The sequence below is a fragment of the Acidovorax sp. LjRoot129 genome (assembly GCF_964253765.1).
In the GTDB taxonomy this organism is placed as follows: Bacteria; Pseudomonadota; Gammaproteobacteria; order Burkholderiales; family Burkholderiaceae_C; genus Acidovorax.
Map to the genome: position 1 here is coordinate 1,078,088 of NZ_CAXUSE020000001.1, position 17,008 is coordinate 1,095,095.

A 17,008-nucleotide genomic window follows, 5' to 3' on the forward strand; every position below is an offset into this window, starting at 1 on the left:
AACGATGACTGCGAAGAACAAGCCCGCCTTCCGCGCCCAGGATGGCAAAGGGAAGGGCCCCAAGTCCAATGGCAAAAGCACGGCCGGTGATGCAACCCCGTCATCCGAGCTCTCCGAGCTGCGCCCCGGTCAATCCATAGAACTGCTCAAGGAGCTGCACATCCTCACCCGCGATGGACGGCTGAATCAGGATTCGCGGCGCAAGCTCAAGCAGGTGTACCACCTGTTCAACTTCATCGAGCCACTGTTGACCGAGCTTTCCGGCAGCGAGAAGGGCCCCACACTCGCGGACCACGGCGCAGGCAAGTCCTACCTGGGATTCATCCTTTACGACCTGTATTTCAAGGCACTCGGCCGCGGGCAGATCTATGGCGTGGAGACCCGCGCCGAGCTTGTCGAAAAGTCCCGCCAGCTCGCGCAAAAGCTGGGTTTTGAGCGCATGTCGTTCCTCAACGTGTCGGTGGCTGAATCCACGGATGCGGACGAGCTCCCGGCACAGATTGACGTCGTGACCGCACTGCACGCCTGCGATACCGCGACAGACGACGCGATAGCGTTTGGCCTGCAGAAAAGGGCACGCGCGATGGTGCTCGTGCCCTGCTGCCAGGCCGAGATGGCCGCCTGCCTGCGCCAGGGCAAGGCGTTGCAGCTTGCCCGCACGCCGCTGGCAGAACTCTGGCGGCATCCGCTGCACACGCGAGAGCTGGGAAGCCAGGTCACCAACGTGTTGAGGTGCCTGTACCTTGAGGCGAGCGGTTACCAAGTCACGGTGACGGAACTGGTGGGTTGGGAGCACAGCATGAAGAACGAGCTCATCATCGCGCGCTACACCGGTCATAAGAAGCGCAGCGCGGCCGAACGATTGCGAGCCATCCTGGAAGAATTCGGTCTTGAGCAGGCGCTCGCGAGCCGCTTTGGCCTCGACACCTCACCGCAGGCCAAGGTGTCTGCGTCGGTTGCTGCCTCCGATTGAAAAGGTGTGACGCGGGTTGACGGTGCCTGCCACGCCCTCTTTGCTTGCCTGGTAAGGGTGCCTTTTATCTCTGGCGGCTGCTTGAGGCGCAGTAGTCCAGCGCCCAGGATTCCAGAGCCCAGGAGCCCAGGGGGCAGTTGGCTGCTTTATGACGAACGCAGCCAATCGATGAGCGCCAGCTGCGTACGGGTTGCATCGGATGCTGGCTCTTAGCCCGGCTTCCCTTTCAAGCGGGGGGCGGGCCTTATGATCGCCACCCACCCCTCCCGCGAAGTCCACCATGGCCCGTCTTCCGCGCCTGACCCTGCCGGGTCACCTCCACCACGTTCTCCAGCGCGGCAACAACCGCCAGCCGATCTTTGTGGACCGCGAAGACTTCGAGACCATGCTTGCGCTGCTGACGGACAACGCGCAGCGCTACGCAGTGGCTGTCCATGCGTATGTGCTGATGGGCAACCACTTCCATCTGTTGGCGACACCAAGCACGGCCAGCGGGCTGCCGCAAATGATGCAGGCCGTGGGGCGCAGTTATGTGCAGTACTTCAACCGCCGCCACGGGCGCACGGGCACGCTCTGGGAGGGGCGCTACCGTTCCACGGTGCTGCAACCCGAGCGGTACTTGTTGCCCTGCATGGTCTATCTGGACCTGAACCCTGTGCGGGCCGGCCTCGTGGCGCAGGCGGCCGACTATCTCTGGTCGAGCCACGCCCATTGGCTGGGGTTGCGGGTTGATCGCCTGCTCACGCCCCACGCGCTCTACTGGGCACTGGGCAACACACCGTTTGCCCGCGAGGCAGCCTATGCAGCGGCGGCGCAGGCGGGCATCAGTTCACAGGAAGAAGCGGCACTGACCGCCTCCGCCCTCAGTGGATGGGCGCTGGGCGAGGTCGAATTTGTGGCCGAGTTGCAAAAGCACACTGCACGCCGCGTGACGCGCGGGCGCCCCGGTCGACCGGCGTTACAACTAATCTAAAGCAAAAATTGCGGCCTAGCGCTTGTCCTTATTGGCATTGCTGCTACGAATTTTGATGTGTCCCCGAAATGGTCAGTACGAATTAAAACATCCGATTAATTAGTATCTGACCCCATTTAATATGCTTGCGCCGCATGTTGCAATGCACTAATCTTCCACTCCCTGCGAAAATATAAGGAGTGCGCCATGACCACGGCTGCCGAGATCCAGCATCTCCAACAACACGGTTTGTATTCATCGGGTAACGAACACGACGCCTGCGGGCTCGGCTTCGTCGCCCACATCAAAGGTGTCAAGCGCCACGACATCGTGACGCAGGCCCTGAAGATTCTGGAAAACATCGACCACCGTGGCGCTGTGGGCGCCGACAAGCTCATGGGCGACGGTGCGGGCATCCTGATCCAGATCCCCGACGCGCTCTACCGCGAAGAAATGGCCCGCGCCGGGACCGCGCCTGACGGGTCTGTGGGCGTCACGCTCCCTCCTGCCGGCGAATACGGCGTAGGCATGATCTTCTTGCCCAAGGAACACGCTTCGCGCCTTGCGTGTGAGCAAGAGATGGAACGCGCGATCAAGGCCGAAGGCCAGGTGCTGTTGGGCTGGCGCGATGTGCCGGTCAACCGCGACATGCCCATGTCGCCCACCGTACGCAAGAAGGAGCCCATCCTGCGCCAGGTCTTCATTGGCCGCGGCAACGACGTGATCGTGCAGGACGCGCTGGAGCGCAAGCTGTACGTGATCCGCAAGACGGCGAGCGCCAACATCCAGGCCCTCAAGCTCAAGCACAGCAAAGAGTATTACGTGCCCAGCATGAGCAGCCGCACCGTGGTCTACAAGGGTCTGCTGCTGGCCGACCAGGTGGGCGTGTACTACAAGGACCTGTCCGACGAGCGCTGCATCTCTGCCATCGGCCTGGTGCACCAGCGCTTCTCGACCAACACCTTCCCCGAGTGGCCGCTGGCCCACCCGTACCGCTATGTGGCGCACAACGGTGAAATCAACACCGTCAAGGGCAACTACAACTGGATGAAGGCGCGCGAAGGCGTGATGGCATCGCCCGTGCTCGCCGCCGACCTGCAAAAGCTGTACCCCATCAGCTTCGCTGATCAGTCCGACACCGCCACGTTCGACAACTGCCTCGAACTGCTGACCATGGCTGGCTACCCCATCAGCCAGGCCGTGATGATGATGATCCCGGAGCCCTGGGAGCAGCACACCACTATGGACGAGCGCCGCCGCGCCTTCTATGAATACCACGCCGCCATGCTGGAGCCCTGGGATGGCCCGGCCTCCATCGTGTTCACCGACGGCCGCCAGATCGGCGCCACTCTGGACCGCAACGGCCTGCGCCCCTCGCGCTACTGCATTACCGACGATGACTTGGTCATCATGGGCTCGGAATCGGGCGTGCTGCCGATCCCGGAAAACAAGATCGTGCGCAAGTGGCGCCTGCAGCCCGGCAAGATGTTCCTGATCGATCTGGAGCAGGGCCGCATGATCGACGACGATGAGTTGAAAGCCAACATCGTCAACACCAAGCCCTACAAGCAGTGGATCGAGAACCTGCGCATCAAACTCGACAGCGTGGGCGCCGACACGGCCTCCACGCCTGACGTCGCGCCCCTGCCGCTGCTCGACCGCCAGCAGGCTTTTGGCTACAGCCAGGAAGACATCAAGTTCCTGATGGCGCCCATGGCCAAGAATGGTGAAGAAGGCATCGGCTCCATGGGCAACGACAGCCCGCTGGCCGTGCTTTCGGGCAAGAACAAGCCGCTGTACAACTACTTCAAGCAGCTGTTCGCGCAGGTAACCAACCCGCCGATCGACCCGATCCGCGAAGCCATCGTGATGTCGCTGGTGTCGTTCATCGGCCCCAAGCCCAACCTGCTCGATATCAACCAGGTCAACCCGCCGATGCGGCTCGAAGTGAGCCAGCCCGTGCTCGACTTCGCCGACATGGCCAAGCTGCGCCATATCGAGAAGTACACGCAAGGCAAGTTCAAGAGCGCCACCATCGACATCACGTACCCGCTCGATTGGGGCCGTGAAGGCGTAGAAGCCAAGCTGGCATCGCTGTGCGCGCAGGCGGTGGACGCCATCAAGGGCGGCGCCAACATCCTCATCATCAGCGACCGCGCCGTGAGCGCTACCCAGGTGGCCATCCCTGCGCTGCTGGCGCTGTCGGCCATCCACCAGCACCTGGTGCGTGAAGGCCTCCGCACCACGGCCGGCCTGGTGGTCGAGACGGGCACTGCGCGCGAAGTGCACCACTTCGCTGTGCTGGGCGGCTACGGCGCCGAGGCCGTCCACCCTTACCTGGCCATGGAAACCCTGGCCGAGATGCACAAGGACCTGGCCGGCGACCTGTCGGCAGACAAGGCCATCTACAACTACGTGAAGGCCATCGGCAAGGGCCTGTCCAAGATCATGTCCAAGATGGGCGTGAGCACGTACATGAGCTACTGCGGCGCGCAGCTGTTTGAGGCCATCGGCCTGAACACCGACACCGTGGGTAAGTATTTCACCGGGACCGCCAGCCGCGTGGAAGGCATCGGCGTGTTCGAGATCGCCGAGGAAGCCATCCGCATGCACAAGGCCGCGTTCAGTGACGACCCTGTGCTGGCCACGATGCTGGACGCTGGCGGTGAGTACGCCTGGCGCACCCGCGGCGAAGACCATATGTGGACGCCCGACGCGATTGCCAAGCTGCAGCACAGCACGCGCGCCAACAACTGGAACACGTACAAGGAGTACGCGCAGATCATCAACGACCAGAGCAAGCGCCACCTCACGTTGCGCGGTCTGTTCGAGTTCAAGATCGATCCATCAAAGGCGATTGCCATCGATGAGGTCGAGTCCGCCAAGGAGATCGTCAAGCGTTTTGCCACCGGCGCCATGTCGCTGGGCTCCATCTCCACCGAGGCGCATGCCACGCTGGCCGTGGCCATGAACCGCATCGGCGGCAAGAGCAACACCGGCGAAGGCGGCGAAGACGCCGCGCGCTACCGCAACGAACTCAAGGGCATCCCGATCAAGCAGGGCGATACCTTGAAGAGCGTGATCGGCGAAGCCAACGTCGAGGTCGATCTGCCCCTGCTGGACGGCGATTCGCTGCGCAGCCGCATCAAGCAGGTCGCGTCGGGCCGCTTTGGCGTCACGGCCGAATACCTGTCGTCGGCCGACCAGATCCAGATCAAGATGGCCCAGGGCGCAAAGCCCGGCGAAGGCGGCCAGCTGCCAGGTGGCAAGGTGTCCAACTACATCGGCAAGCTGCGCCACAGCGTGCCGGGCGTGGGTTTGATCTCGCCCCCGCCGCACCACGACATCTACTCCATCGAGGACTTGGCACAGCTGATCCACGATCTGAAGAACGTGGCACCCCACGCCAGCATCAGCACCAAGCTGGTGTCCGAAGTGGGTGTGGGCACCATCGCCGCAGGCGTGACAAAGTGCAAGAGCGACCACCTCGTGATCGCCGGCCACGACGGCGGCACGGGCGCATCGCCCTGGTCGTCCATCAAGCACGCGGGCGGCCCTTGGGAAATCGGCCTGGCCGAAACCCAGCAGACCCTGGTGCTCAACCGCCTGCGCGGCCGTGTGCGCGTGCAGGCCGATGGCCAGATGAAGACCGGCCGCGACGTAGCGATCGGCGCGCTGCTGGGTGCGGATGAATTCGGCTTTGCGACCGCACCGCTGGTGGTCGAGGGCTGCATCATGATGCGCAAGTGCCACCTGAACACCTGCCCGGTGGGCGTGGCCACGCAAGACCCTGAATTGCGCAAGAAATTCTCGGGCAAGCCCGAGCACGTGGTGAACTACTTCTTCTTCATCGCCGAAGAAGTGCGCCAGATCATGGCCCAGCTCGGCATCCGCAAGTTCAATGACCTGATCGGCCGCTCGGACCTGCTCGACACCCGTTCCGGCATCGAGCACTGGAAGGCACGTGGTCTGGACTTCGGGCGCCTGTTTGCCCAGCCCAATGTGCCCGCCGATGTGCCGCGCTACCACGTGGACGTGCAGGACCACAACATCACCGACACGCTAGACCGCAAGCTCATCGAGCGCAGCAAGCCCGCCATCGAAAAAGGCGAGCGCGTGCAGTTCATCGAGGTGGCCCGCAACGTCAACCGCTCCGTGGGCGCGATGCTCTCCGGCGCTGTGACGCGCGTGCACCCTGAAGGGCTCCCAGACGACACCATCCGCATCCAGCTGGAAGGCACGGGCGGCCAATCGTTCGGTGCGTTCCTCACACGCGGCATCACGCTGTACCTGATCGGCGACGCCAACGACTACACGGGCAAAGGCCTGTCGGGCGGCCGCGTGGTCGTGCGCCCCAGCATCGACTTCCGGGGCGATGCGGTGCGCAACACCATCGTGGGCAACACGGTGATGTACGGCGCTACGACGGGCGAAGCGTTCTTCAGCGGTGTGGCCGGCGAACGTTTTGCCGTGCGCCTGTCGGGCGCCACGGCGGTGGTGGAGGGCACAGGCGACCATGGTTGCGAATACATGACCGGCGGCACCGTGCTGGTGCTCGGCAAGACCGGCCGCAACTTTGCGGCGGGCATGAGTGGCGGCGTGGCCTACGTGTACGACGAAGACGGTCAGTTCGACACGCGCTGCAACATGTCCATGGTCACCCTGGAGCGCATCCTGCCCGCGTCCGAGCAAGAGGCCACGGTGCCGCGTGCCATCTGGCATGGCGGCCAGAGCGACGAGGCCCAGCTCAAGAAGCTGCTGGAAGACCACAACCGCTGGACCGGCAGCAAGCGCGCCCGCGAGATCCTGGACAACTGGGCCGCCTCACGCGGCAAGTTCGTCAAGGTTTTCCCGACGGAGTACAAGCGCGCATTGGCAGAGATTTATGAGCGAAAAGTGCTGGAAGAGCCCGCTACACCTGCGGTAGCAGCTACTAAAAAGGAAGCAGTACCGGCCAAGTAAGGCCGCCATTGCCTCTATCCGCACCACATTCATAGATCGAGATACAAGGACACCGTCATGGGAAAGACCACCGGCTTCATGGAGTACGAGCGCATCGAAGAGGGCTACAAGCCCGTCGGCGAGCGCCTGAAGCATTACAAGGAATTCGTCATCGGTCTCGATGACTCACAAGCCAAGGTCCAGAGCGCGCGCTGCATGGACTGCGGCACGCCGTTCTGCAACAACGGCTGCCCGGTCAACAACATCATTCCGGACTTCAACGACCTGGTGTACCACCAGGACTGGAAGAGCGCGTGGGCGGTGCTGGATTCGACCAACAACTTCCCCGAGTTCACCGGCCGAATTTGCCCCGCGCCCTGCGAGGCAGCTTGTGTGCTCAACGTGAACGACGACCCGGTGGGCATCAAGTCCATCGAGCACGCCATCATCGACCGTGCCTGGGAAGAAGGCTGGGTTCAGCCGAGGGTGGCCAAACATCAGACTGGCAAGAAGGTCGCCGTGGTGGGTTCCGGCCCCGCGGGCATGGCTGCGGCGCAGCAACTGGCGCGCGCGGGCCACAGCGTCACGCTGTTCGAAAAGAACGACCGCATCGGCGGCCTGCTGCGCTACGGCATCCCCGACTTCAAGATGGAGAAGTCGCACATCGACCGCCGCGCCAAGCAGATGGAAGCCGAAGGCGTGACCATCCGCACCGGCGTGTTTGTGGGTGCCGCCAAAGACGGCCTGGGCAAGGACTCCAAGGTCACCAACTGGGCCAAGGAAACCATCACGCCCGAGCAGTTGCAAAAGGACTTTGACGCTGTGGTGCTGACCGGCGGTGCTGAGCAGTCGCGCGATCTGCCCGTGCCTGGCCGCGACCTCGATGGCATCCATTTCGCGATGGAATTTCTGCCCCAGCAAAACAAGGTCAATGCCGGCGACAAGCTCAAGGGCCAGCTGCGCGCCGAAGGCAAGCACGTCATCGTGATCGGTGGCGGGGACACCGGCAGCGATTGTGTGGGCACCAGCAACCGCCATGGCGCTGCCAGCGTCACGCAGTTCGAGCTAATGCCCCAGCCGCCTGAGGTGGAAAACCGCCCTATGACCTGGCCCTACTGGCCGATCAAGCTGCGCACCAGCTCCAGCCATGAAGAAGGCTGCGAGCGCGAGTTCGCCATCTCCACCAAGGGGTTCATTGGCGAAAAGGGCAAGGTCACTGGCCTCAAGACCGTGCGCGTCGAATGGAAGGACGGCAAGATGGTCGAGGTGGCGGGCTCTGAAAAGATCCTCAAGGCCGACCTCGTGCTGCTGGCCATGGGCTTTGTGAGCCCTGTGGCTGCCGTGCTGGAAGCCTTCGGCGTGGACAAGGACGCCCGTGGCAATGCCCGGGCCACCACGGACTTTGACGGCGGCTACGCCACCAACGTGCCCAAGGTGTTCGCAGCCGGCGACATTCGCCGCGGCCAGTCGCTGGTGGTGTGGGCGATCCGTGAAGGCCGCCAGGCCGCGCGCTCGGTGGACGAGTTCCTGATGGGCTACTCGGACCTGCCACGATAACGCGCAGCGACATGGATAGGTGATATGGGGAGCCGGCAGTGGCCGGAGCCCAGTCCCTAGACCCTAAACGGCGCCGCTGGGGCGCCGTTTTTTATTGGCATTTGACTTGGCAGGAAGTCGGCCTGATGGATGCCGCGTAGCTTGCAGGCAACACCGGTGGGTGGGGGGCTTCCCGCCGCCGGCTTCGGCAAGTGTGGGCCGACCCCTCAATCGGTGGGCCGGCCAACCCTTTCGCGTGGGCACCTCCGCCACCTGCCAAGCCCTTTGTTGGCACAATCGGAGGTCTGTTGGGGAGCGGCACGACGCTTTCCCCGGTTCTCCAACCGCACGGACAAGTGCTTCAATTTGCAAACATACATGTATGTATGTTTAACCGTTCGGCTACCATCGTACTTGGCCCTTGCGGGTTTTCCCCATGCAGACTGCGCTGTGCGGTCTCACATCCACCTCTTCTTGCATGCCCGAGCCCTCCGTACTTGCTGAATTGCGCAACGTCACGTTTTCATACGGCGACCGCGAAATCCTGCGCGACGTGACGCTCACGGTGCCGCGCGGGAAGGTCACCGCGCTCATGGGCGCCTCTGGCGGCGGCAAGACGACGGTGCTGCGCCTGATCGGCGGACAGCAGCGTGCCCAGAGTGGCCAGGTGCTTTTCGATGGGCAAGACGTGGGGCGGCTGGACGCCGCAGCGCTCTACACGGCCCGCCGGCGGATGGGCATGCTCTTCCAGTTCGGGGCGCTGTTCACCGACCTCTCGGTGTTCGAGAACGTCGCCTTCCCCTTGCGCGAGCACACGGACCTGTCCGAGGCGCTGATCCGCGACGTCGTGCTCATGAAGCTGCACGCCGTAGGCCTGCGCGGTGCGCGGGATCTGATGCCGAGCCAGATCTCTGGCGGCATGGCCCGGCGCGTGGCGCTGGCGCGGGCGATTGCGCTGGACCCGGAGCTCGTCATGTACGACGAGCCCTTTGCCGGCCTGGACCCCATCTCGCTGGGCACCGCCGCGCAGCTGATCCGCCAGCTCAATGACGCCATGGGCCTCACCAGCATCGTGGTCTCTCACGACCTGGAAGAAACCTTTCGCCTCGCAGACCACGTGATCATTCTGGGGGCCGGTGTGGTCGCGGCGCAGGGCACGCCCGATGAAGTGCGTGCCAGCACCGATCCGTTGGTGCACCAGTTCGTGAACGCCCTGCCTACGGGGCCGGTGCCGTTTCACTACGCTGGGCCCGCGCCCGAAGAAGACTTTGGTCCCCTTGGGGGGAAAGTGCTGTGAGCTGGTACAAGCCTTCCGACGTGGGTTTTGCCGTGCGCCAAAAACTGGCCGACATCGGCATGGCGGCTCGCCTGCTGGCGCGGCTGCTGCAACTGACGGGCGCGGCATTCGGGCGGCCTTCGCTGGTGCGCGACCAGATCCATTTCTTGGGCAACTATTCGCTGGCCATCATTGGGGTGTCCGGCCTGTTCGTGGGTTTTGTGCTGGGCCTGCAGGGCTACTACACGCTGCAGCGCTACGGGGCATCGGAGGCCCTGGGCCTGCTGGTGGCGCTGTCGCTGGTGCGCGAACTCGGCCCGGTGGTCACGGCTCTGCTGTTTGCTGGCCGTGCGGGCACGTCGCTCACCGCCGAGATCGGCCTCATGCGCGCAGGCGAGCAGCTCAGCGCCATGGAGATGATGGCCGTGGACCCAGTGCGCCGCATCCTCGCGCCCCGCTTCTGGGCAGGTGTGATCACGCTGCCCCTGCTGGCGGCAGTCTTCAGCGCCGTGGGCGTGATCGGCGGCTGGGTGGTGGGCGTGGTCATGATCGGTGTCGATCACGGGGCGTTCTGGAGCCAAATGCAGGGCGGGGTGGACGTCTGGCGCGACCTGGGCAATGGGGTGCTCAAAAGTGTCGCGTTCGGCTTCACGGTCACGTTTGTCGCGCTGCTGCAGGGCTACGTCGCCAGGCCCACGCCTGAGGGCGTGGCGCGTGCGACCACTCGCACGGTGGTGATGGCGTCGCTGGCAGTGCTGGCGCTCGACTTCATTCTCACGGCGTTGATGTTCAGTCTCTGACACCGGCGCCATCAAGACATCAACGAAAAACATATACAGGCAGGCGAAGAGGACTCTCACATGCAAGCATCCAAAAACGATCTCTGGGTGGGGCTGTTCGTCATGCTGGGCACAGTGGCGCTGGTGTTCCTGGCCCTCCAGTCGGCCAACCTGCTGAGCCTCAACTTCCAGTCCGGCTACCGCATCACCGCGCGGTTTGACAACATCGGCGGGCTCAAGCCCCAGACGGCGGTGCGCAGCGCCGGCGTGGTGGTGGGGCGTGTGGAGTCCATCACGTTCGACGACAAGACCTACCAGGCGCGCGTGACGCTGGCGATGGAAAACCGCTACGCTTTCCCCAAAGACAGCTCGCTCAAGATCCTCACCAGTGGCCTGCTGGGCGAGCAGTACATCGGCATTGAGGCTGGCGCCGACGAGAAGACCCTGGCGGAAGGCGACACGGTCACTGCCACGCAGTCCGCCGTGGTGCTGGAGAACCTGATCGGACAATTCCTTTACAACAAAGCCGAAGACGGCAGCAACAGCAACAGCAAGCCCGCAGCGGCGGGTGACAAGAAATGACGAAGATGATGACAAACATCCCTCAACCTTCGGGCCGCGTACAAGGCCCGGCACGCGCGGCTTTCTGGCTGGCCTTGGTGTTGGGTGCGGCGCTGCTCACCGGCTGCGCCACCGTGGCCAACCCCGACCCGCGCGACCCGCTCGAGTCGTACAACCGCAGCATGACCAACTTCAACGAGCAGCTCGATGCGTTGGTGCTCAAGCCCGTGGCGATCGCCTACCAGGACGTCACGCCGCCGCCCGTGCGCACAGGCGTTAGCAACTTCTTCGCCAATATCGGCGATGTGTGGTCGTTCGTGAACAACGTGCTGCAGTTGCGCGGTGAGGCAGCCGCGTCGACCTTCATGCGGGTGAACGTCAACACCTTCATGGGTATCGGCGGTGTGCTCGACATTGCCAGCGAACTGGGCATCGACCGCTACAAGCAGGACTTTGGCTTGACGTTGGGCCACTGGGGCATGGCCACCGGCCCCTACCTGGTGCTGCCCATCCTCGGCCCATCGACGGTGCGTGACACGCTCGCATTGCCCGTCGACATGAAGGGCAATGTGATCGGCTATGTCGATCCGGTGTCAGCCCGCAATTCGCTGTATGTGCTGCGCGCGGTCGACGTGCGCGCCAACCTGCTGCGGGCAGGCTCGGTGCTTGACAGCGCTGCGCTGGACAAATACAGCTTCACGCGCGATGTGTTCCTGCAGGTGCGCAGCCAGCAGCAGGGCGGCACCGCCCAGAACGCTGAGGAAAAGGAAGAGCGCAATGCCAACGACGGCATGCTGCCGGAGGAACCCCCGCGCTGAGAGGCCGTGCCCGGTGGGCGTTGCACTTGCTTGCAACCCGCTACCGGCGCGACGCACGGAGGCCCTGCGCCCCACCCACAATGAAATGAATGCAGGGCGCCAGCGCCCGCAGCTTGCAAGAAAGTAGACACCCTCATGACGATGACCCGCCGCACCCTGGGCCATGCCGCCCTTGCCCTGACCGCCGTGGCCGCACTCGGCCTGCCTTTCGCAGCGTTGGCTGCGGAAGAAGCGCCGGATGCGCTGATCAAGCGCCTGTCCACGGACGTCCTCAGCACGGTGAAATCCGACAAGGCCATCCAGGGCGGCGACCTGTCTAAGATCATCGCGCTGGTCGACAAGACCGTGATGCCCAATGTGAACTTCCGCCGCATGACCGCCGCCGCGGTAGGCCCCGGCTGGCGCCAGGCCACGCCCGAGCAGCAAAAGCGCCTGCAGGACGAGTTCAAGATTTTGCTCGTGCGCACCTATGCCGGCGCTTTGGCTCAGGTGAACGACCAGTCCATCCAGGTCAAGCCCCTGCGGGCCGCACCCGAAGACAAGGACGTGCTCGTGCGCACCGAGATCGTGGGCCGCGGTGACCCCATCCAGCTCGACTACCGTCTGGAAAAGACCCCCGGCGACGGCGCAGGCTGGAAGATCTACAACCTGAACGTGCTGGGCGTGTGGCTTGTCGAAACCTACCGCGGCCAGTTCGCACAAGAGATCAATGCCAAAGGTGTCGATGGCCTGATCGAAACCCTGGTGGCGCGCAACAAGAGCAACGCCGCCAAATGATGCATCCACGGGTGCGCTGGCCTGTTGCACGTCCTGTGGGCGGGCCGCGGGCAGCGTTGCTCGGCAGGAGCCTTTGACATGCTGGTATTGCCCGCCGAACTCACGCACCGCCAGGCCACGGCCTGCCTGCACATGCTGCTGCAGGGGCTCAAGGTGCACCGCGAACCGGGCGTGGTGGTGGATGCGAGCGCGCTCACCGCCTTCGATACCTCCGCGCTGGCGGTGCTGCTCGAATGCCGCCACGAAGCGCTCACTCTGCGCAAGACCTTCGCCGTGCAGGGCCTGCCTACCGCGCTGCGGGGCATGGCGGGTCTCTATGGCGTCGGGACCTTGCTCGCTCCTGCGTCCTGAGCCTGCTGCCGCCGCCTGCCGGCATGCGGCCACGCCCCTGGCCGGCGCAGGTTGGAGCGAGGCCGTAAAATCATGGGCTTCATGCCCGCAGTCTCATTCCAAGCCGTCTCCAAGACCTTCTCCACGCCCAAGGGCCCTTTCCAGGCGCTGAACAACGTCAGTCTGGACATCGAGGAGGGCGAGTTCTTCGGCCTTCTGGGCCCCAACGGCGCGGGCAAGACCACCCTCATCAGCATCCTCGCGGGCCTGGCCCGGGCCAGTCAAGGAAGGGTGTTGGTGCAGGGCAGCGATGTGCAGGCCGACTATGCCGACGCGCGCCGCAAGCTCGGCATCGTGCCGCAAGAGCTGGTGTTCGACCCGTTCTTCAACGTGCGCGAATCGCTGCGCATCCAGTCGGGCTACTTCGGCGTAAAGAACAACGAGGCCTGGATCGACGAGCTGCTCGAAAACCTGGGCCTTACCGACAAGGCCAACGCGAACATGCGCCAGCTGTCGGGTGGCATGAAGCGCCGCGTGCTGGTGGCGCAGGCGCTGGTGCACAAGCCGCCGATCATCGTGCTGGACGAGCCCACAGCAGGCGTGGACGTAGAACTGCGCCAGACCCTGTGGCACTTTGTGGCCCGCCTGAACAAGGAAGGCCACACGGTGCTGCTGACCACGCACTACCTCGAAGAAGCCGAGGCACTGTGCGGGCGCATCGCCATGCTCAAGTCCGGCCAGATCGTGGCGCTCAACCGCACCAGCGAGCTGCTGCAGGCCGCCTCGGGCAGCGTGCTGCAGTTCAAGACCGATGCCGCGCTGCCGCCGTCGCTGGCCACAGTGGCGCGTGTCACGGGCCGCATCGTGCAACTGCCCGCACAAGACGCCGCCGAGATCGAAAGCCACCTGGCCGCATTGCGCGTGGCAGGGGTGGATGTGCATGACATGGAGATCCGCCGGCCAGACCTGGAGGACGTGTTTTTGCAGGTCATGTCAGGCACATCCGCTTCGAACATTTCCCTGGACAAGATCGCGATATGACTGGCTGGCAGACCCTGTTTTACAAAGAGGTGCTCCGCTTCTGGAAGGTCAGCTTCCAGACCGTGGCCGCGCCGGTGCTGACGGCCGTGCTGTATTTACTGATCTTCGGCCACGTGCTCGAAGACCATGTCAAGGTCTACGACCGCATCAGCTACACCGCCTTCCTGGTCCCCGGCCTTGTGATGATGAGCGTGCTGCAGAACGCGTTTGCCAACAGCTCGTCGAGCATCATCCAGAGCAAGATCATGGGCAGCCTCGTGTTCGTGCTGCTCACGCCGCTGTCGCACTGGGCGTGGTTCTGCGCCTACGTGGGCTCGTCCATCGTGCGCGGGCTGGCGGTGGGGCTGGGGGTGTTCATCGTCACCCTGGCGTTTGCGCGGCCCGAATTTGCGGCACCGCTGTGGATCCTGGCGTTCGCCTTTCTGGGCGCTGCGCTGCTGGCCACGCTGGGGCTGCTTGCGGGCCTGTGGGCAGACAAGTTCGACCAGATGGCCGCGTTCCAGAACTTCATCATCGTGCCCATGACTTTCCTGTCGGGCGTGTTCTATTCCATCCAGTCGCTGCCGCCGTTTTGGCAGACGGTGAGCCACCTCAACCCGTTCTTCTACATGATCGACGGCTTCCGCTACGGCTTCTTTGGCCAGAGCGACACCTCGCCCTGGCTCAGCCTGACCATCGTGGGCGTTGCCTGGCTGCTGGTCAGCGCGCTGGCCGTGAACCTGCTGCGCACGGGCTACAAGATTCGGAACTGACATGACCGCTGAAGAACTCCAGAACATCATCACCGCCGGCCTTGCCTGCGAACACATCACGCTCGAGGGCGATGGCCGCCATTGGTACGCCACGATCGTCTCGGCCGAGTTCGAAGGCAAACGCGCCATCCAGCGGCACCAGCGCGTGTACGCCACGCTGGGCGCCAAAATGCACACCGATGAAGTGCACGCGCTGTCGATGAAGACCTTCACGCCGGCCGAATGGGCCACACACGCGCGGTGACTGGCATTTGCTCCTAAATTTATAGCTGTTAGCGCTTATGCAATAAGCGCTGGCGGCATTTTTTACTCATATTTTTGGTTTTCGAGATGGACAAACTCCTGATTCGCGGCGGACGCAGCTTGCACGGCGAGGTGCTGGTCTCTGGCGCCAAGAACGCCGCGTTGCCGGAGTTGTGCGCCGCGCTGCTCACGGCCGAGCCGGTGACGCTGCTCAACGTGCCGCAACTGCAGGACGTGAGCACCATGCTCACCCTGATCCGCAACATGGGCGTCACGGCCAGCCGCTCGGACGACGGCACCGTGCGCATCGACGCCGGCGCGCTGAACACGCCCGAGGCACCCTACGAGCTGGTCAAGACCATGCGCGCCTCGGTGCTGGCGCTGGGCCCGCTGCTGGCGCGTTTTGGCGAGGCGACCGTCTCGCTGCCCGGCGGCTGCGCCATCGGCTCGCGCCCGGTGGACCAGCACATCAAGGGCCTGGCTGCGATGGGCGCCGAGATCGTCGTCGAGCACGGCTACATGATCGCCAAGCTGCCCGCAGGCGCCACCCGCCTGAAGGGCGCGCGCATCACGACCGACATGGTCACCGTGACCGGCACCGAGAACTTCCTCATGGCCGCCGCGCTGGCCGAGGGCGAGACGGTGCTGGAGAACGCCGCGCAAGAACCCGAGATCATCGACCTGGCCGAAATGCTGATCGCCATGGGCGCGCAGATCGAAGGCCACGGCACCAGCCGCATCCGCATCCAGGGCGTCGACAAGCTGCACGGCTGCACCCACCGCGTGGTGGCAGACCGCATTGAGGCCGGTACTTTTCTGTGCGCCGTCGCGGCCACGGGTGGCGACGTCACGCTGCGCCACGGCCGCGCCGACCACCTGGACGCCGTCATCGAAAAGCTGCGCGAAGCCGGCGCCGAGGTGCAGGCGGTGGAAGGCGGCATCCATGTGAAGAGCGCAGGCGGCGCCACGCTCAAGGCGCAGGGGTTCCGCACGACCGAATACCCCGGTTTTCCCACCGACATGCAGGCCCAGTTCATGGCGCTCAACTGCATTGCGCAGGGCACGGCCACGGTGACCGAGACCATCTTCGAGAACCGCTTCATGCACGTCGACGAACTGGTGCGCCTGGGCGCCAAGATCCAGACCGACGGCAAGGTCGCCATCATCGAAGGTGGGCCACGCCTCTCGGGCGCCACCGTGATGGCCACCGACCTGCGCGCCTCGGCCAGCCTCGTCATTGCGGGCCTGGTGGCCGACGGTGAAACCGTGGTGGACCGCATCTACCACCTGGACCGCGGGTACGACTGCATGGAAGCCAAATTGCGCGGCATCGGCGCAGACATTGAACGGATCACAGCATGAGCAGCAGCACGATTACCCTGGCGCTTTCCAAGGGCCGCATCTTCGATGAAACCCTGCCGCTTCTGGCCGCTGCCGGCATCGAGGTGCTGGAAGACCCCGAAAAATCGCGCAAGCTCATCCTGACCACCAACCAGCCCAACGTGCGCGTGGTGCTGGTGCGCGCCACCGACGTGCCCACCTATGTGCAGTACGGCGGCGCTGACATCGGCGTGACGGGCAAGGACACCTTGATTGAACATGGCGGCCAGGGCCTGTACCAGCCGCTTGACCTGCGCATCGCCAAGTGCCGCGTGAGCGTGGCCGTGCGCAGCGATTTTGACTACGAGCGCGCCGTCAAGCAGGGTTCGCGCCTGAAAGTGGCCACCAAATACACCAGCATTGCGCGCGACTTCTTTGCCACCAAGGGCGTGCACGTGGACATGGTCAAGCTCTACGGCAGCATGGAGCTGGCCCCGCTCACCGGTTTGGCCGATGCCATCGTCGATCTGGTGTCCACCGGCAACACGCTCAAGGCCAATCACCTCGTGGAGGTCGAGCGCATCATGGACATCAGCTCCTACCTGGTCGTGAACCAGGCTGCGCTCAAGCTCAAGCAGGCACCGCTGCGCCGCATCATCGATGCGTTTGCCTCGGCCATACCCGCCGACACGAACTGACTGCCACCAGA

The 17,008-nt window shown here is 64.1% G+C and carries 15 protein-coding genes; all 15 read left to right on the forward strand.

All coding sequences use genetic code 11. From position 1 onward, the window contains the following. Positions 1 to 4: 4 nt before the first annotated feature. The 15 genes from ACSQ3Q_RS04945 (at position 5) to hisG (ending at position 16,997) form a co-directional block, all read left to right on the forward strand. Positions 5 to 973, forward strand: a complete 969-nt coding sequence (locus tag ACSQ3Q_RS04945; RefSeq protein ID WP_436133298.1) for a class I SAM-dependent methyltransferase — start codon at positions 5 to 7, stop codon at positions 971 to 973. Positions 974 to 1,253: 280 nt separating this feature from the next. Further along, the gene (locus tag ACSQ3Q_RS04950) at positions 1,254 to 1,946 is read left to right on the forward strand and encodes a transposase (RefSeq protein ID WP_436133299.1); all 693 of its coding nucleotides are present in this window, start codon (positions 1,254 to 1,256) and stop codon (positions 1,944 to 1,946) included. Positions 1,947 to 2,132: 186 nt separating this feature from the next. Next, entirely contained in the window at positions 2,133 to 6,887 is a 4,755-nt protein-coding gene (locus ACSQ3Q_RS04955) for a glutamate synthase-related protein (RefSeq protein WP_436133300.1), read from the forward strand. Positions 6,888 to 6,944: 57 nt separating this feature from the next. Continuing rightward, complete coding sequence (locus ACSQ3Q_RS04960; RefSeq protein ID WP_436133301.1) at positions 6,945 to 8,423, forward strand: glutamate synthase subunit beta; 1,479 nt, start codon at positions 6,945 to 6,947, stop codon at positions 8,421 to 8,423. A 457-nt stretch (positions 8,424 to 8,880) separates the two neighbouring features. Next, on the forward strand, positions 8,881 to 9,699 hold the full coding sequence (locus ACSQ3Q_RS04965; RefSeq protein ID WP_436133302.1) for an ABC transporter ATP-binding protein: 819 nt from the start codon (positions 8,881 to 8,883) through the stop codon (positions 9,697 to 9,699). Further along, a complete protein-coding gene (gene mlaE, locus ACSQ3Q_RS04970) occupies positions 9,696 to 10,478 on the forward strand; it encodes a lipid asymmetry maintenance ABC transporter permease subunit MlaE (protein WP_436133303.1) in 783 nt (260 codons plus the stop codon). Before ACSQ3Q_RS04965 ends, mlaE begins: the two co-directional genes overlap by 4 nt. A 60-nt stretch (positions 10,479 to 10,538) precedes the next feature. Further along, on the forward strand, positions 10,539 to 11,039 hold the full coding sequence (gene mlaD / locus ACSQ3Q_RS04975; protein WP_436133304.1) for an outer membrane lipid asymmetry maintenance protein MlaD: 501 nt from the start codon (positions 10,539 to 10,541) through the stop codon (positions 11,037 to 11,039). 8 nt (positions 11,040 to 11,047) lie between these two features. Beyond that, complete coding sequence (locus ACSQ3Q_RS04980; protein WP_436133305.1) at positions 11,048 to 11,836, forward strand: MlaA family lipoprotein; 789 nt, start codon at positions 11,048 to 11,050, stop codon at positions 11,834 to 11,836. Between the two features lie 135 nt (positions 11,837 to 11,971). Further along, positions 11,972 to 12,613, forward strand: coding sequence for an MlaC/ttg2D family ABC transporter substrate-binding protein (locus ACSQ3Q_RS04985; RefSeq protein WP_436133306.1), 642 nt, complete (start codon positions 11,972 to 11,974; stop codon positions 12,611 to 12,613). Between the two features lie 78 nt (positions 12,614 to 12,691). Next, a complete protein-coding gene (locus ACSQ3Q_RS04990; protein WP_436133307.1) occupies positions 12,692 to 12,964 on the forward strand; it encodes an STAS domain-containing protein in 273 nt (90 codons plus the stop codon). An 81-nt stretch (positions 12,965 to 13,045) separates the two neighbouring features. After that, on the forward strand, positions 13,046 to 13,984 hold the full coding sequence (locus ACSQ3Q_RS04995; protein WP_436133308.1) for an ABC transporter ATP-binding protein: 939 nt from the start codon (positions 13,046 to 13,048) through the stop codon (positions 13,982 to 13,984). Further along, entirely contained in the window at positions 13,981 to 14,736 is a 756-nt protein-coding gene (locus ACSQ3Q_RS05000; RefSeq protein WP_436133309.1) for an ABC transporter permease, read from the forward strand. The genes ACSQ3Q_RS04995 and ACSQ3Q_RS05000 overlap by 4 nt, the downstream gene beginning before the upstream one ends. A 1-nt stretch (position 14,737) precedes the next feature. After that, the gene (locus tag ACSQ3Q_RS05005) at positions 14,738 to 14,980 is read left to right on the forward strand and encodes a BolA family protein (RefSeq protein WP_436133310.1); all 243 of its coding nucleotides are present in this window, start codon (positions 14,738 to 14,740) and stop codon (positions 14,978 to 14,980) included. Positions 14,981 to 15,066: 86 nt separating this feature from the next. Continuing rightward, a complete protein-coding gene (gene murA, locus ACSQ3Q_RS05010) occupies positions 15,067 to 16,341 on the forward strand; it encodes a UDP-N-acetylglucosamine 1-carboxyvinyltransferase (protein WP_436133311.1) in 1,275 nt (424 codons plus the stop codon). Beyond that, on the forward strand, positions 16,338 to 16,997 hold the full coding sequence (hisG, locus tag ACSQ3Q_RS05015; protein ID WP_436133312.1) for an ATP phosphoribosyltransferase: 660 nt from the start codon (positions 16,338 to 16,340) through the stop codon (positions 16,995 to 16,997). The genes murA and hisG overlap by 4 nt, the downstream gene beginning before the upstream one ends. Positions 16,998 to 17,008: the final 11 nt, after the last annotated feature.

What these genes read in the sequence shown, in the direction of transcription:
- ACSQ3Q_RS04945 (WP_436133298.1), top strand. Translation starts at nt 5, where the DNA reads ATGACTGCGAAGAACAAGCCCGCCTTCCGCGCCCAGGATGGCAAAGGG.
- ACSQ3Q_RS04950 (WP_436133299.1), top strand. Translation starts at nt 1,254, where the DNA reads ATGGCCCGTCTTCCGCGCCTGACCCTGCCGGGTCACCTCCACCACGTT.
- ACSQ3Q_RS04955 (WP_436133300.1), top strand. Translation starts at nt 2,133, where the DNA reads ATGACCACGGCTGCCGAGATCCAGCATCTCCAACAACACGGTTTGTAT.
- ACSQ3Q_RS04960 (WP_436133301.1), top strand. Translation starts at nt 6,945, where the DNA reads ATGGGAAAGACCACCGGCTTCATGGAGTACGAGCGCATCGAAGAGGGC.
- ACSQ3Q_RS04965 (WP_436133302.1), top strand. Translation starts at nt 8,881, where the DNA reads ATGCCCGAGCCCTCCGTACTTGCTGAATTGCGCAACGTCACGTTTTCA.
- mlaD (WP_436133304.1), top strand. Translation starts at nt 10,539, where the DNA reads ATGCAAGCATCCAAAAACGATCTCTGGGTGGGGCTGTTCGTCATGCTG.
- ACSQ3Q_RS04980 (WP_436133305.1), top strand. Translation starts at nt 11,048, where the DNA reads ATGACAAACATCCCTCAACCTTCGGGCCGCGTACAAGGCCCGGCACGC.
- ACSQ3Q_RS04985 (WP_436133306.1), top strand. Translation starts at nt 11,972, where the DNA reads ATGACGATGACCCGCCGCACCCTGGGCCATGCCGCCCTTGCCCTGACC.
- ACSQ3Q_RS04990 (WP_436133307.1), top strand. Translation starts at nt 12,692, where the DNA reads ATGCTGGTATTGCCCGCCGAACTCACGCACCGCCAGGCCACGGCCTGC.
- ACSQ3Q_RS04995 (WP_436133308.1), top strand. Translation starts at nt 13,046, where the DNA reads ATGCCCGCAGTCTCATTCCAAGCCGTCTCCAAGACCTTCTCCACGCCC.
- ACSQ3Q_RS05000 (WP_436133309.1), top strand. Translation starts at nt 13,981, where the DNA reads ATGACTGGCTGGCAGACCCTGTTTTACAAAGAGGTGCTCCGCTTCTGG.
- ACSQ3Q_RS05005 (WP_436133310.1), top strand. Translation starts at nt 14,738, where the DNA reads ATGACCGCTGAAGAACTCCAGAACATCATCACCGCCGGCCTTGCCTGC.
- murA (WP_436133311.1), top strand. Translation starts at nt 15,067, where the DNA reads ATGGACAAACTCCTGATTCGCGGCGGACGCAGCTTGCACGGCGAGGTG.
- hisG (WP_436133312.1), top strand. Translation starts at nt 16,338, where the DNA reads ATGAGCAGCAGCACGATTACCCTGGCGCTTTCCAAGGGCCGCATCTTC.